The following is a 14,681-nucleotide window of genomic DNA, read 5'->3' on the forward strand; positions in this document are numbered from 1 at the left end:
CTTACTCTTCATGGGAGAGAGGTTCAAATGAAAATCATAATCGATTAATTCGGAGATGGTTACCTAAAGGAACCAAGAAAACGACTCCGAAAGAAGTAGCTTTTATCGAAAATTGGATTAACAACTATCCTGAAAAATGCTTGGAATACAAGTCGCCAAGTGAATTTCTTTTGGGTGGCTAACTTCAACTTGAAATTTGGGAATTCGAAAAACTTGAAAAATCTGAAAATTTACGCAATTTCCTATTGACAAATAATTTGAAAACAGTTATGATAGTTACAAATAAATGAGAAAGGGAAACAGAGATGTTACAAATGTGTCAAAATCATTCAGCTAATCATACTTATTTCTACGGCTATTTTAGATAGTGTTTGTAGACATGGTAAACATGGATGCAAACACGGGAACGTAAGGTTTGTATCTATGTGGCTGTAGTTGTTTTGACATGTGCCTCATAGATGATACATCTAAATGGCACGAATAGTTCATTCTGTTTTTACATACAGTTGAAATATTGGGACCGTTTAGAATGTAGTCTAAGCGGTCCTTTCTTGTTGTTCAAAAAATTAAAAGGAGATAAATCATGGGATTTAAAAAAGTTATTCTTAGTTCAGTAGTTCTCTTGTCAGCAGTTACTTTGGCTGCATGTAGTTCTAATTCATCAGATTCTGACTCAGTTAATATTGGTATTATTCAATACGCCGAGCATGAAGCATTGACAGCGGCTCGTGAAGGTTTCGTAGAAGCCTTGGCAGAAGCAGGTTATAATGAAGGTGAAAACCTAACTATTGATTTGCAGAACTCACAAGGTGATCAAGCCAACCTGCAAACAATGGTTGAAAAGTTAGCAGGCAACAATGATATTAACTTTGCGATTGCAACTCCTGCTGCTCAGGCAATGCTAAATGCAGATGCTGAAACACCAAGTGTCTTTACAGCTGTAACAGATCCAGTTGAAGCAGGCTTGGTGGAATCTCTAGATGCCCCAGGTGGAACTATGACAGGTTCAATCGATGCAACGGATGTGGAAGGCCAGATTGAGATGTTGCTCAAGGTTGTTCCAACTGCGAAAACAGTCGGAATTTTCTATAACTCTAGCGAGGTAAACTCGGAAGTACAAGCTGAGCAGGCGAAAAAAGCACTCGAAGCAAAAGGTGTAAAAGTAGAAGTAACAACTGTTACGACGACAAATGATGTTCAGCAAGCCATTACATCCCTAGCTGGAAAAGTAGATGCCATCTACCTTCCAACGGATAATACGGTAGCCTCAACAGCTTCAACTATTGGCGATATTTTGAAAGAAGCAAAAGTTCCAGCTATGGGCTCAGATGCTGCGGTTATTGATGCTGCTCTATTCACTTATGGTGTTGACTACCATGCAATCGGTGTACAGGCTGGAGAATTGGCGGTTAAGATTTTGGAAGGTGAAAAGCCGGCAGATTTAGCGGTTGAAAAACCAAATACAGCAGCTATTACGGTTAATGAAGAAATGGCAAAAGCAGTGGGAATTGACCCAGCAACCATTAAAGCACTAGAAGAATAAAGATTTGGGAGATTGGATTTTATGTATAATAAGCTAGTTAAAAAATTGGCTACTGTTTCATTGGCAAGTGTTACTGCCTTGACCTTGGCTGCTTGTTCTTCATCATCAGATCAAGCCTCTACTGAGACTGTCAAAGTCGGTGTTCTTCAATATATGGAACATGAGTCATTGACAGCTGCCCGTGAGGGTTTTGTGGCGGAATTAGAAGCAAATGGCTATAAAGAGGGTGAAAAATTGGTTTTGGATTATCAAAATGCCCAAGGCGATCAAGCTAACCTTCAAACCATTTCAGAACAATTAATCGATGGAAATGATATTGTCTTGGCAATCGCTACGCCGTCTGCCCAGAGTTTAGCGACTGTGTCTACTGAAACGCCGATTGTCTTTACTGCGGTTACAGATCCCTTGTCAGCTGATTTGGTAGAATCCATTGAAAAACCAGGTGGACTTTTGACAGGTACTTCTGATCAAGCTCCAATTGACAAACAGGTTGAATTGCTAGGACAAGCTGTTCCAGATGCTAAGACCGTTGGTATTTTGTACACTACTAGCGAACGGAACTCAGAAGTCCAGGTAGAGCAAGCTAAGGAATTGCTAGAAAAAGCAGGTTATAAGGTAGTAGTAAAAGGAATCACATCTTCAAATGAAGTCCAAGATGCGACAACTAGCTTGATGAAGGATGTAGATGCTCTCTTTATTCCAACAGACAATACTGTCGCTTCAACCATGACCATGATCGGTGAATTATCTGTGGAGCATAAGGTTCCAGTAATCGGTGGTTCAACGGATATGGTGGATGAAGGAGGGCTTTTGACTTACGGTACCAACTATGAAGCTTTAGGTCGTCAAACTGCAAAAATGGCTATTAAGATTATCGAAGGAGCTAATGTGTCAGAAACGGCAGTAGAATACCCAGAGACCGTCAGTCTTCACGTTAATGAAGAAATGGCTCAGAAATTAGGTATCGATACTTCTAAGCTTGCTGTATCTGAATAAGATCGGTAAGATAGAACCTAGTATTGACTACGAATTTAGAAAAAGGAGAAAATCGTGGATATTATTTTATCAAGTATCTCGCAAGGCTTGCTTTGGTCAGTTATGGCGATTGGTGTTTACTTGACGTTTCGTATTTTAGATATTGCTGATATGACAGCTGAGGGATCTTATCCGCTTGGAGCTGCTGTTTGTGCGACAGGAATTGTGAACGGAGTGAATCCCTTGCTGGCAACCTTTATGGCTATGGTAGCTGGTATGGGTGCAGGCTTGATTTCTGGTTTACTTCATACAAAACTAAAAATTCCAGCCCTTTTGACCGGTATTGTAACCTTGACAGGTCTCTACTCTATCAACTTGAAAATCTTAGGCAAAGCCAACGTAGCCCTGCTCAAACAAGAAACACTGGTGACGCAATTGCAGGATTTCGGCCTAACGAAAACCAATGCTGTTTTGATCATCGGTCTGGTCTTTGTATTAGCTGTTGTAGGCTTGTTGACGCTCTTGTTCAACACACAAATTGGTCTGGCTATTCGTTCAACAGGGGATAATATTCCGATGAGTGAAGCCAACGGTATCAATGTGGACAATATGAAAATCTATGGCTATATGATGTCAAATGGCTTGATTGCTCTCTGCGGAGCCTTGTTGACACAAAACAATGGTTATGCGGATCTCAACTCTGGTACAGGTACCATTGTTATCGGTTTGGCATCTGTTATTATTGCGGAAGTTATCTTGCGTAACTTGCGCTTGGGCTGGAGATTACTATCTGTTGTACTAGGTGCAGTTGTTTACCGTTTGATTATCCTTGCAATTTTGGAAATTCCAGGTATGGATGCAGACCTAGTGAAACTTTTCTCAGCAATCCTCTTGGCTACGGTTCTCTATGTACCAGAATTGCAGAAGAAATTCAACATTCGTCGACCAAAATTGAACGGAAATGCTTAGGAGGAAGTCATGAAAACTATTTTATCAATACAAAATATTCATAAAACCTTCGAAGCTGGAACGGTCAATGAGAACCATGTTCTTCGCGGGTTGAACCTAGATGTAAAAGAAGGTGATTTCATTTCCATTATCGGTGGTAATGGTGCGGGTAAATCTACGTTCATGAACTCACTTGCGGGTGCCTTGACAGTTGATTCGGGTGATATTTTGCTGGAAGGTAAATCCATCAAGCATGTGCCAGCCGCAAAACGTTCTAAGGACATCAGCCGTGTTTTCCAAGATCCTAAGATGGGAACAGCTTCTCGCTTGACCATTGAAGAAAACATGGCCATTGCCTATCGTCGTGGCTTGTCACGTGGTCTTGGATGGGGAGTGAAAGACAGTGAACGCGCGATTTTCAAGGAAGCCTTAAAAGAACTCGGTTTGGGCTTGGAAAATCGTATGAAAGTAGATACGCAGTTTCTTTCAGGCGGTCAACGTCAGGCTTTGACCTTGATGATGGCTTCGCTGGTGAAACCAAAAGTTCTGCTTTTAGACGAACACACTGCAGCTCTTGATCCAAAAACCAGTGATATGGTCATGGAATTGACTAAGAAGATTGTCGAGAGTCACCAGTTGACAGCTCTGATGATTACGCATAATATGGAAAACGCCATTGAATATGGTAATCGTTTGGTCATGTTGCACCGTGGTCAGATTGTTGTCGATGTAGAAGGAGAAGAGAAGAAGAACTTGACTGTTCAAAACTTGATGGACCTTTTCTACAAAAACAGTGGTGAAAAGCTAACTGACGATGAGATGATTTTATAAAAAAGAGACTACTGATTTCATGCAAGTCAGTAGTCTTTTTTCTTATCTCGTCATTTAGTTGACTTTTATTACTTCAACGTAAGAAGAAACTCCGTTTCCTTATTTCCAACTTCAAACACTCTACTGGATTGTTTGAACTCGTCTTGCCTGCTTTTGCAAAAGCGACTTACTCCGCTCTTTTATCTCCCACCTTGTACAGTTCATTAACTGTGCAAGCAATCTGGGGGATACGAATAGTCCAGTGGACTATTCGTACCTGAGCCTGAAAACAAAAAGGGGAAGTACATCAGCTCGTCACCTAGAAACAAGAAAGCATTGAGTTATGCCTGCAGCTATTGATGCGAACTAAAGGACTATACTTGTAGAAATTCTAGCATTTCTTCCATTGGAATTTGATGGATGGCAGCCTGTCCTAATTGAGGGACGATGACGAGTTTGATGGTCTTGCCACGTGCTTTTTTATCGTGAGTTAGGGCGGCGTATAATTCATCTACATTCCAAGGTTGGTGTGTAGTCGGCAAGCCGAATTTTTCACACATGGCGATAATCTTTTCTGTCATACCAGCTGGCATGAGTTTTTTTCTTTCAGAAGCGCGTGCAATCTGGACCATACCGATGGCAACAGCTTCACCGTGCATGACCTGACCGTAGCCAGCAGTTGCTTCGATAGCATGTCCAATGGTGTGACCGAAGTTGAGGTAGAGTCTGACACCATTGTCCAATTCATCCTCGACAACGACCTTGCGTTTGACTTCGCAAGAGTGGTAGATGATATAGTCAGCATGCTCCAAAATGCTCTCGACAGATCCATCTAGTTGGTCTAGGGTTTCCCAGAGCTCCACATCATCTATTAAGCCATATTTGACAACCTCGCCCATTCCTTCAATCAATTCACGTTTGCCTAGGGTTTTGAGAGTGTCAGGGTCGATGAGTACGCCGTCTGGCTGGCAGAAAGTACCTACCATATTTTTAGCAAATGGTGTATTCACGCCAGTTTTTCCACCGATAGAAGAATCAACTTGGGCAGTTAGGCTGGTTGGGATTTGTAGGAAATGGATACCACGCATATAGGTAGAAGCGACAAAACCTGCCAAATCGCCAACGACTCCCCCGCCGAGAGCAATGATTCCATCACTTCGTGTCATACCATTTTTTACGAGAAATTCGTAGGCCTGGTTGACAGTATCAAGATTTTTTGAGGCTTCACCTTCTGGAAATTCAAAGACAATGGTTTCAAAACCAGCTTGTTCTAAGCTTGACTGGACTGTTTCACGGTAGAGTGAGCCAACGTGGTCATCTGTAATAATGGCGATTTTCTGAGGTTTCCAAAGTTCTTTGACCCATGTACCTGTCTGTGCTAAACTTCCTCTTTGGATAAGGATGTCGTAGGGAGTGTTGGGAAGATTGACGGTCAGTTTCATCAGATTTCCTCTCTATTTGATGTTGTATTTCTGGACTAATTGGTCCCAAATCAAGTCAGTCGGCATTTCCTTACCAGTCCAGGCTTGGAATGCTTCAGCCGCTTGGAAAAGGAGCATGCCCAAACCGTTGATAGTTGGATTGCCTTGTGATTGGGCTAGTTTTAATAAAGGTGTTTCGAATGGTTGATAAATCACATCCGCAACCAAAAGATTTTCAGGAAAGCGAATGGTAGAAGGAACAGGTTGAGAATACCCATCCATGCCTAGACTGGTTCCGTTGACTAGTAAGTCGGAGTTGGTAATATGTTCCTGTAGTAATTGGCTATCATCAAGCGTTAGGACCTTCATGGGAACTCCAGTTGCTTGAGCAATAGGTGTAAGACTCGCCTGTGTTCTTTCCAAGCTTTGTTGACGGCAGAAAATGGTAATTTCCTTTGCACCATCCAATGTAGCCTGAGCTATGATAGCAGTAGAAGCACCACCACCACCTAGAATGGTCAGTCGCTTGTTCTTAACTTGAAAGCCTTTTAGTCTTTCCAAACTCTTGAAAAATCCAATGCCATCGGTATTATGACCGATTAGTAAGCCATCCTGATGAATGACGGTATTGACAGCGCCAATCAAGCGAGCAGAGTCAGTCAGGCTATCGAGATAAGGGATGACAGCCTGCTTATAGGGCATGGACAGGTTGATACCAAACATATCATATCGTTTGATATTTTCAAGCGTTACAGCCAAATCTTCCTCGGGAATTTCCCAAGCGACATAGACACCATTTACACTTGTTTCCTTAAAAGCCAGATTATGTATGAAGGGGGAAATGGAGTGTTTGATTGGCTTTGCAACAACGGCAGCAAGACGAGTGTAACCATCAATGTTCATAGCTTACCTCCAAATTATTTATCGTATAAAAAATTAAGGGAAGAATTAGACAGTTTGATGAATTTCACGAATCAGAGCTTCCGTTTTTTCCCAACCCAAGCAAGGGTCGGTAATGGATTTGCCGAATACCTCAGGGCTATCTTGACGGCCGTCTTCTAAGTAGGATTCAATCATGAAACCACGGACATATTTGCGAATGGATTCGTTCCAATCACGGTTGATGAGGGTTTGACGGACGATACGGATTTGTTCCAGGTAGTTTTTACCAGAATTGTCGTGGTTGGTATCAATTACGATAAATGGATTTTTAAGACCAAATTGTTCATACTGTTTGATGGTTTTCAAGAGAATATCATAGTAGTAGTTTGGTTCATAACCGCCCTTTTCAGTATTGGCACCACGAAGGATAGCATGAGCTAGAGGGTTGCCATCTGTATCAACTTCTGCATCGCGGTAAATAAAGTTCTGTTTGCTTTGTGCGGCGTAGATACCATTGAACATAACGGTCAAATTACCAGAAGTTGGGTTTTTCATACCAGTTGGCATATCGACACCTGATGCAACAAATCTGTGTTCTTGGTCTTCAACCGAACGTGCTCCGATAGCATGGTAGGACACCAAGTCTTCCACAAGAGGGTAGTTGGCAGAGTAGAGCATTTCATCAGCAGTTGTGAGTCCGGTCTCAGTAATGACACGGTAATGCAAATTACGAACGGCTGCAATTCCGTTAATGAGGTCTGGTAATTTAGAAGTATCTGGCTGATGAACCAGTCCTTTATAGCCTTCCCCATTGGTACGTGGTTTAGCTGTGTAAACCCGCATGACCATGAAGATTTTATCTTTGACTTCCTCTTGAAGCTTAGAGAGACGACGTGCATATTCTAGAACGGCCTCCTCATTATCTGATGAGCAAGGGCCGATAACCAAGAGTAGACGGTCATCTTCGCCTCGGATAATTCTTTTCAGTTCTTCATCGCGCTGATTTTTTGCAGCTAGAAATTCTCCTTCTAACTTGGAAAGTTCCTTTACTTTATCAATGTCTAAACTGGTGCTACGTTTGTGAATTCCCATAATATCTTCCTATCTGTTGTAAATTTCTCGGATGAGTTCTTGTGTTTTTTCCCAGCCTAAGCAAGGGTCTGTGATGGATTTTCCATAGACATCTGGATTGTCTTGGCGACCGTCTTCAATGTAGGATTCAATCATAAATCCGCGAACGTAGTTACGAATGGATTCGTTCCAGTCACGGTTGATTAAGGTTTGACGGACGATACGGATTTGTTCCAAATAATTTTTCCCAGAATTGTCATGGTTGGTATCGATAATAATAAATGGATTTTTCAAGCCAAATTGGTCATAGAGCTCAATGGTTTCTAGAAGATTGTCATAGTAATAGTTTGGTAGGTATTTACCATTTTCGTTGACTGCACCACGAAGAATAACGTGAGCAAGTGGATTGCCAGATGTTTCAACTTCAGTATTGTTGAAGAGGAAGGATTGCTTCTTCTGAGCAGCAAAAAGACCGTTGAACATGACTTTGAGGTTACCAGATGTTGGATTTTTCAAGCCTGTTGGAACATCGATGCCTGACGCTACAAAGCGGTGCTGCTGATTTTCAACCGAACGAGCTCCGATAGCGATGTAGGAAACCAAGTCATCAACCAAAGGCAGGTTTTCAGGATAGAGCATCTCGTCAGCAGTAGTTAAACCTGTTTCCGTAATGACACGATAGTGGAGGTTACGAACTGCTTTGATTCCGTTGATGAGGCTTGGTGCAGCATCTGTATCTGGTTGGTGCATGAGTCCTTTATAACCATCACCATTGGTACGTGGCTTGGCAGTATAGACGCGCATGATCATGAAAATTTTATCTTTGACTTCTTCTTGGATCTTGGCCAAGCGGTGAGCATAATCTAAGACAGCCTCTTCATTGTCAGAAGAACATGGTCCAATTACTAGGAGAAGACGATCATCTTCTCCTTTTAAGATGGCTTCAAGTTCACGGTCACGAGCTTGTTTTTTAGCAAGTGTTTCAGGAGAAAGTTTAGAATGCTCTCGGACTTGATTGATGTCAATTTTTTCGCTGATTGGTGTAAACAATAGGTCTTCCTCTTTCATTTATAGATTTCTCAATTATACCATTATTTTTAAGAATTTAAAACCAATATTCATGATTTTGTGTGAAATTTACAGTAAATTCTGAATATTTTATATAAAGGAAATTTAAGAAATTTTACTTACAATAGGTTAACGATTTTTGGTTCATACACTTTGGATAAAAATGTAATGGAAATTGATTTTTTTGCAAGTCATTGTCATAAAAATCAGAAAATATTTAATAAATATGATAGAATGGAAGTAATACTAGTTTGAGGTAAGGATATGAAATTAAGAAAAAACGTAGAAAAACTACAGGGTGTGATTCGTGTCCCAGGTGATAAATCAATCAGTCATCGCTCTATTATTTTTGGTTCCCTTGCAAAAGGTGTTACCCGTGTCCACGATATTTTACGTGGGGAAGATGTCTTGTCAACCATGCAGGTCTTTCGTGATTTGGGTGTAAAAATTGAAGACAATGGTGGCATTGTTGAAGTACACGGTGTTGGCTTTGATGGTCTTCAAGCACCCAAAAATGATTTGGATATGGGAAATTCTGGAACCTCGATTCGTTTGATTTCAGGCGTTTTAGCAGGTCAAGATTTTGAAGCGACTATGTTTGGTGATGATTCCTTATCCAAACGTCCCATGGACCGAGTGACTATTCCACTCAGTCAAATGGGGGTGGAAATTTCTGGTCAGACCGAGCGTGATTTACCACCTCTGGTCATCAAGGGTAGTAAGAATCTACAGCCAATCCACTACCAACTCCCTGTAGCCTCTGCCCAAGTAAAATCAGCTCTGATTTTTGCAGCCTTGCAGGCTGAGGGAGAGTCGGTCATCGTAGAAAAAGAGTTGACTCGAAACCATACAGAAGATATGATTGTCCAGTTTGGTGGACAGTTGGAAGTCAATGGCAAGGAAATCCGCATCCAAGGTGGTCAGGAGTTTATTGCTCAAGAGATTACAGTTCCAGGAGATATTTCAAGTGCTGCCTTTTGGTTGGTTGCTGGCTTAATCGTACCAGGTTCAAAAATTGTCCTTGAAAATGTGGGAATCAATGAAACTCGGACTGGTATTTTAGATGTCATTAAAGCTATGGGCGGTAAAATGACTCTTTCTAACATAGATGAACTTGCAAAATCTGCTACCATTACAGTAGAAACGTCGGAATTGAAGGCTACGGAGATTGCAGGCGAATTGATTCCTCGTTTGATTGATGAGTTGCCAATTATTACCCTACTAGCGACTCAAGCACATGGAACAACGATTATTCGTGATGCTGAGGAGTTGAAAGTTAAAGAAACGGATCGTATTCAGGTCGTTGCAGATGCTCTAAATAGTATGGGAGCAACTATCGAACCAACAGAAGATGGTATGATTATTCACGGACCAACTGCTTTACATGGTGCTGAAATCAATACATTTGGTGACCACCGTATCGGTATGATGACTGCCATTGCCGCCTTGTTGGCCAAAGATGGAGAAGTTGTATTGGAAAGAGCAGAAGCTATCAATACTAGCTATCCTGCCTTCTTTGAACACTTAAATAGTTTGATGGATTAGGAGAACGTATGCCAATCGTTTTACTTGGATTTATGGGAGTTGGAAAAACAACAACAGCACATTTGTTAAATCTCCCCGTTTACGATATGGACCATATCATTGAAGAACGGATTGGTATGTCCATCGCAGATTATTTCAGTCTTGAAGGTGAAGCAGCCTTTCGTCAAGTTGAAACGGAAGTCTTGAAAGAATTGTTGACCTTGCCTGCTGATTGCCTTGTGTCAACAGGTGGCGGGGTGGTCAAATCCGAGGAAAATCGTCAGTTGTTGCAAGAAAATAAGGATAATAATGTCTTATTGACTGCATCGTTTGAAGTTGCCTATGGACGAATTAGCCAGGACAAACAATCTAAACGTCCCCTCTTTTTGCAACATAGTAAGGACGAATTTGAAACCATCTATCAAGAGCGAATGTCCCTCTATCAAGGATTGGCTGATACCGTCATCAATACGGATGATTTAAGTCCAGAACAAGTAGCAAGGAAAATTTTATGCAAGTAGCCTATCTAGGACCTCGTGGTTCTTTTACACATCAAGTGGCCCAGCAGGCCTTTCCGACTGCGGATTTGCGGGCTTTTGAGACGATTACAGAGGTTATCAAGGCCTACGAAACGGGGGAAGTTACCTATTCCGTTATTCCAGTAGAGAACTCGATTGAAGGTAGTGTTCATGAAACGATTGACTATCTCTTTCATCAGGCGGAAATTCATGCGGTTGCAGAGATTGTTCAACCGATTGCCCAACAACTGTTAGCCACGAGTGCCGATAAGGCTGTAGAGGTTATCTATTCTCATCCGCAGGCAATTGCTCAGGGGAAGAAATATATTCAGGAACATTTTCCTCAGGCTCGTATTGAAATAACAGCTAGTACAGCCTATGCTGCTCGCTTTGTGGCAGAACACCCTGAACAACCATTTGCGGCAATTGCTCCGCAAGCGGCAGCTGTTGAATATGGACTGGAAGTAATTGCGCAAGACATCCAGGAAATCAGCGAGAATTTTACACGCTTTTGGATTTTGGGGGATAAAGCTCCGTCTATTGCACTGGAACAAGTAGCTAAAAAAGTCAGTCTTGCACTGACATTGCCAGATAACCTGCCAGGAGCCTTGTATAAGGCCATGTCTGTTTTCTCATGGAGAGGAATCAGTTTAACAAAAATAGAAAGCCGACCCCTGAAAACGGCTTTGGGTGAGTATTTTTTCATACTGGATCTGGATAATCAGTCTGAGGAATTATTAGCCTATTCTCAAAAAGAATTGACTAGTTTAGATATAACCTATAAAGTACTAGGGAATTACCTGGTCTATATGACCAGCTAGGATGAAGACAGATGAATAAAAACAATAATATCCTAACCCATCATGAACAATTGAGGTTAGATTATTTGCAAAAAAATATCCACTACTTAAATGACAAAGAAAGTCGCGAGTTGGATTATCTATTATATAAAAAAGAGTTGAGAGAACGGCATGGAAGTCCAAGGCAATCTCTACGTAGCTTCACACCAACGGCTTATGAAGATGACTTCGAGGAAGATTATTTTGAAGAGGATGATGAGCAAGAGGAACTGTTGCCTCGCTATCCTGAACGTAAATCCAGAAAAACAAGACAAGCCAAACCTCAACGGTTTCAGTCTCCTCGTATCGAGCCCAAAGCGAAAGTACCTAAACCTAAAAAAGCACGTAAAAAGGGTGGTTTCAAGCGCTTTATTGGTTTCGTATTGCTTGCTATAGCGCTAGTGATTGTAGCGATGGGCTATAGTTTTTTCAAAGGTATGAATAGCGTGAGTGAGAAGCCGATAGCTGAGGTCTTCAACGGCGTAGATACATCGAATGGGACAAATATTTTAATTTTGGGAACAGATGGTCGTGTTGGCGAAAATTCGGGTGAAACTCGAACGGATACCATCATGGTTCTAAACGTGAATAACACGGATAACAAAGTCAAACTTGTTAGCTTTATGCGGGATACCTTGGTGGATATTGAGGGATATGAATATAAACTCAATACTGCCTATACTTTGGGAGAACAGGATAATCAGCAGGGAGCAGAGGCTGTACGTCAAGTATTGAAAGAAAATTTTGACATTGATATCAAGTATTATGCAATGGTGGATTTTGCAACCTTTGCTACGACGATTGATACACTTTTCCCTGAGGGCGTAACGATTGATGCACAGTTTTCAACTATTAATGGTGAAGTCGTTAGCTCAGTAGAAGTGCCGAATGATTTACAGCTGGAAGAAAATGCTCCTGCTTATCAAACGATTCAGGTCGGTGTACAGCAGATGGATGGTAAGACCTTGCTTAACTACGCGCGCTATCGTTCGGATGATGAAGGTGATTTTGGTCGTACAAGACGTCAACAGGAAGTGTTATCTGCTGTTATGACACAGGCTAAAAATCCAATGAAACTATTCTCTGGCTCCGAAGCTATAGGTAAGGTTGTGGCGATGACTCCGACAACAGTGCCACAAAGCTTTATGTGGCTACAGGGACCAGACCTTCTATTGGATGCAGCAAATGGTATCGAACGTGTTACAATCCCAGAAAATGGAGACTGGATTGACGACTATGATATGTATGGTGGTATGGCTCTTCGTGTTGATTTTGAAAAATACCAGCAGCGCTTGGCTGAGTTAGGCTTGCGTTAAGAAATATGGTATACTAGAAGTGACTTCGGTCACTTTTTTAGTGGTCCAAAAATAGAAAGTAGAATTATGTTAAAGAAAAACGATATTGTCGAAGTAGAAGTTGTAGATTTGACACATGAGGGGCAGGGTGTGGCAAAAATTGATGGTTTTGTCTTCTTTGTAGACAATGCTCTTCCAGGCGAGAAAATTTCTATGCGCATCTTAAAACTTAAGAAAAATATTGGTTTTGGTAAGGTGGAGCAATGGCAGAGCTTCTCACCAGACCGTAATCAAGACTTGGATTTGACCTATCTAAGAACAGGTATTGCTGACTTGGGGCATCTTACTTATCCAGCTCAACTAGCTTTTAAGAAAAAACAAGTTGAGAATAATCTACGCAAGATTGCAGGTCTGCCAGAAATAGCAGTAGCAGATACTTTGGGAATGGACAATCCTCTTGCATATCGCAATAAGGCAGCTGTTCCTGTTCGTCGTGTGAATGGGCAGTTAGAAACAGGATTCTTCCGAAAAAATTCACATGATTTAGTTCCGATTGAGGATTTTTACATTCAACATAAGGAAATTGATGCCTTGGTTCTAGCGACACGTGACCTGTTGAGAAAATTAGACTTGAAGCCTTACGATGAGAAAGAACAGACAGGACTTGTGAGAAATATTGTTGTTCGCCGTGGTCATTATTCAGGTCAGTTGATGCTAGTTTTAGTTACGACTCGTCCGAAGATTTTCCGTGTTGAAACCCTTATTGAGCGTTTGACAAGCCAATTTCCAAATCTTGTTTCTATCGTTCAGAATATTAATGACCAGAATACCAATGCTATATTCGGTCAAGAATTCCGTCTTTTGCATGGCAGTGAAACTATTACAGATACCATGTTGGGCAATGAATTTGAAATTTCTGCACCGTCTTTCTATCAAGTCAACACAGAAATGGCTGAAAAACTCTATCAGACCGCCATTGACTTTGCAGAATTGTCAGCAGATGATGTCGTGATTGATGCCTATTCAGGTATTGGGACAATTGGTCTCTCCTTTGCAAAACAAGTTAAGCATGTTTACGGTGTAGAAGTCGTTGAAAAGGCTGTCCTTGATAGTCAGAAGAATGCTGCTCGAAATGGGATTGATAATGTTACCTATGTCTGTGATAGCGCTGAATCCGCTATGCAAAAATGGGTGGCAGATGGAGTCAAGCCAACTGTGATTTTTGTCGACCCGCCACGAAAAGGTTTGACAGAAAGTTTTATCAAAGCAAGTACTTCTGTAAAACCAGAGAAAATCGTTTATATCTCTTGTAATGTGGCAACCATGGCGCGTGATATTAAACTTTATGAGGAATTGGGATACAAATTGACGAAGGTACAGCCGACTGATTTATTTCCAAATACGCATCACATAGAAGTAGTCGGTTTGTTAGAAAAACGCATTTAGGTTGTCCAGCTTGCTTACCTGTTTTCCGGCAAGCTGCTTCAAAGGTCCACTGGACCTTTGAACTCCCAAATACGCATCACGTCGAGTGTGTTGCTCTGCTCGTAAAGGACTAGAAAACTTTAAACGAAAGGGATAACGAAAAGCCTTGATTGCAAGGCTTTTTTCATAGTACGACGGGCATGTCGTACATCTGAGGTGAAAGTCCTCCGTGGGTACCCGCTACCGGTGAACCCTATAGCGACTCCCAAGCCTGACTATCGTGAGGTAGCGGATTAAAACGGTCTGGGGAGAGACCGTTTTAAGTCTGACGCTAGAAACCAAGATCGTCAGAGGAAGGGATA

14 protein-coding genes are annotated in these 14,681 nt (G+C 41.5%); 10 read left to right on the forward strand and 4 right to left on the reverse strand.

What is annotated here, in order from left to right; all coding sequences use genetic code 11:
• From ODU55_RS10250 to ODU55_RS10270, 5 genes are all read left to right on the forward strand, one after another.
• Nucleotides 1-182, forward strand: a 182-nt coding sequence (locus ODU55_RS10250; protein WP_398582755.1) for a transposase, incomplete at its 5' end; no start/stop codon positions are given.
• Between the two features lie 401 nt (nt 183-583).
• Nucleotides 584-1,543 carry an ABC transporter substrate-binding protein gene (locus tag ODU55_RS10255; RefSeq protein WP_398582756.1) on the forward strand — a complete coding sequence of 320 codons (960 nt, stop codon included), beginning with the start codon at nt 584-586 and terminating at the stop codon, nt 1,541-1,543.
• A 21-nt stretch (nt 1,544-1,564) separates the two neighbouring features.
• On the forward strand, nt 1,565-2,539 hold the full coding sequence (locus tag ODU55_RS10260) for an ABC transporter substrate-binding protein (RefSeq protein ID WP_398582757.1): 975 nt from the start codon (nt 1,565-1,567) through the stop codon (nt 2,537-2,539).
• A 54-nt stretch (nt 2,540-2,593) separates the two neighbouring features.
• Nucleotides 2,594-3,487, forward strand: a complete 894-nt coding sequence (locus ODU55_RS10265) for an ABC transporter permease (RefSeq protein WP_398582758.1) — start codon at nt 2,594-2,596, stop codon at nt 3,485-3,487.
• A 9-nt stretch (nt 3,488-3,496) separates the two neighbouring features.
• Nucleotides 3,497-4,297 carry an ABC transporter ATP-binding protein gene (locus ODU55_RS10270; protein ID WP_398582759.1) on the forward strand — a complete coding sequence of 267 codons (801 nt, stop codon included), beginning with the start codon at nt 3,497-3,499 and terminating at the stop codon, nt 4,295-4,297.
• 353 nt (nt 4,298-4,650) lie between these two features.
• Here the strand turns inward: ODU55_RS10270 and aroB are convergent, their stop codons facing one another.
• Genes aroB through ODU55_RS10290 form a run of 4 tightly spaced genes read right to left on the reverse strand, consistent with a single transcriptional unit; the run spans nt 4,651 to nt 8,718 of the window.
• On the reverse strand, nt 4,651-5,718 hold the full coding sequence (gene aroB / locus ODU55_RS10275; RefSeq protein ID WP_398582760.1) for a 3-dehydroquinate synthase: 1,068 nt from the start codon (nt 5,716-5,718) through the stop codon (nt 4,651-4,653).
• A 12-nt stretch (nt 5,719-5,730) separates the two neighbouring features.
• Nucleotides 5,731-6,600, reverse strand: a complete 870-nt coding sequence (locus ODU55_RS10280; RefSeq protein ID WP_398582761.1) for a shikimate dehydrogenase — start codon at nt 6,598-6,600, stop codon at nt 5,731-5,733.
• Nucleotides 6,601-6,645: 45 nt separating this feature from the next.
• A complete protein-coding gene (locus tag ODU55_RS10285; RefSeq protein ID WP_398582762.1) occupies nt 6,646-7,671 on the reverse strand; it encodes a 3-deoxy-7-phosphoheptulonate synthase in 1,026 nt (341 codons plus the stop codon).
• Nucleotides 7,672-7,680: 9 nt separating this feature from the next.
• A complete protein-coding gene (locus ODU55_RS10290) occupies nt 7,681-8,718 on the reverse strand; it encodes a 3-deoxy-7-phosphoheptulonate synthase (protein WP_398582763.1) in 1,038 nt (345 codons plus the stop codon).
• Nucleotides 8,719-8,982: 264 nt separating this feature from the next.
• Here ODU55_RS10290 and aroA point away from each other — a divergent pair, with 264 nt between their 5' ends.
• From aroA to rlmD, 5 genes are all read left to right on the forward strand, one after another.
• The gene (gene aroA / locus ODU55_RS10295; RefSeq protein WP_398582764.1) at nt 8,983-10,263 is read left to right on the forward strand and encodes a 3-phosphoshikimate 1-carboxyvinyltransferase; all 1,281 of its coding nucleotides are present in this window, start codon (nt 8,983-8,985) and stop codon (nt 10,261-10,263) included.
• A gap of 8 nt (nt 10,264-10,271) precedes the next feature.
• Entirely contained in the window at nt 10,272-10,763 is a 492-nt protein-coding gene (locus ODU55_RS10300) for a shikimate kinase (RefSeq protein WP_398582765.1), read from the forward strand.
• Nucleotides 10,754-11,581: a prephenate dehydratase gene (gene pheA, locus ODU55_RS10305; protein WP_205027176.1), complete on the forward strand. Its 828-nt coding sequence runs from the start codon at nt 10,754-10,756 to the stop codon at nt 11,579-11,581. Before ODU55_RS10300 ends, pheA begins: the two co-directional genes overlap by 10 nt.
• Before the next feature lie 11 nt (nt 11,582-11,592).
• Nucleotides 11,593-12,915 (forward strand): LCP family protein, encoded by a 1,323-nt coding sequence (locus tag ODU55_RS10310; protein ID WP_398582766.1) that lies wholly within the window; start codon nt 11,593-11,595, stop codon nt 12,913-12,915.
• Between the two features lie 66 nt (nt 12,916-12,981).
• A complete protein-coding gene (gene rlmD / locus ODU55_RS10315) occupies nt 12,982-14,340 on the forward strand; it encodes a 23S rRNA (uracil(1939)-C(5))-methyltransferase RlmD (protein WP_398582767.1) in 1,359 nt (452 codons plus the stop codon).
• Nucleotides 14,341-14,681: the final 341 nt, after the last annotated feature.

Source organism: Streptococcus sp. 2022WUSS037 (assembly GCF_044427225.1).
Classification (GTDB): Bacteria; Bacillota; Bacilli; order Lactobacillales; family Streptococcaceae; genus Streptococcus.

Coding starts and splice junctions, on each gene's coding strand:
- pheA (WP_205027176.1), top strand. CDS start 10,754: ATGCAAGTAGCCTATCTAGGACCTCGTGGTTCTTTTACACATCAAGTG.
- ODU55_RS10290 (WP_398582763.1), bottom strand. CDS start 8,718: ATGAAAGAGGAAGACCTATTGTTTACACCAATCAGCGAAAAAATTGAC.
- ODU55_RS10300 (WP_398582765.1), top strand. CDS start 10,272: ATGCCAATCGTTTTACTTGGATTTATGGGAGTTGGAAAAACAACAACA.
- ODU55_RS10280 (WP_398582761.1), bottom strand. CDS start 6,600: ATGAACATTGATGGTTACACTCGTCTTGCTGCCGTTGTTGCAAAGCCA.
- aroA (WP_398582764.1), top strand. CDS start 8,983: ATGAAATTAAGAAAAAACGTAGAAAAACTACAGGGTGTGATTCGTGTC.
- ODU55_RS10255 (WP_398582756.1), top strand. CDS start 584: ATGGGATTTAAAAAAGTTATTCTTAGTTCAGTAGTTCTCTTGTCAGCA.
- ODU55_RS10260 (WP_398582757.1), top strand. CDS start 1,565: ATGTATAATAAGCTAGTTAAAAAATTGGCTACTGTTTCATTGGCAAGT.
- ODU55_RS10310 (WP_398582766.1), top strand. CDS start 11,593: ATGAATAAAAACAATAATATCCTAACCCATCATGAACAATTGAGGTTA.
- rlmD (WP_398582767.1), top strand. CDS start 12,982: ATGTTAAAGAAAAACGATATTGTCGAAGTAGAAGTTGTAGATTTGACA.
- aroB (WP_398582760.1), bottom strand. CDS start 5,718: ATGAAACTGACCGTCAATCTTCCCAACACTCCCTACGACATCCTTATC.
- ODU55_RS10285 (WP_398582762.1), bottom strand. CDS start 7,671: ATGGGAATTCACAAACGTAGCACCAGTTTAGACATTGATAAAGTAAAG.
- ODU55_RS10270 (WP_398582759.1), top strand. CDS start 3,497: ATGAAAACTATTTTATCAATACAAAATATTCATAAAACCTTCGAAGCT.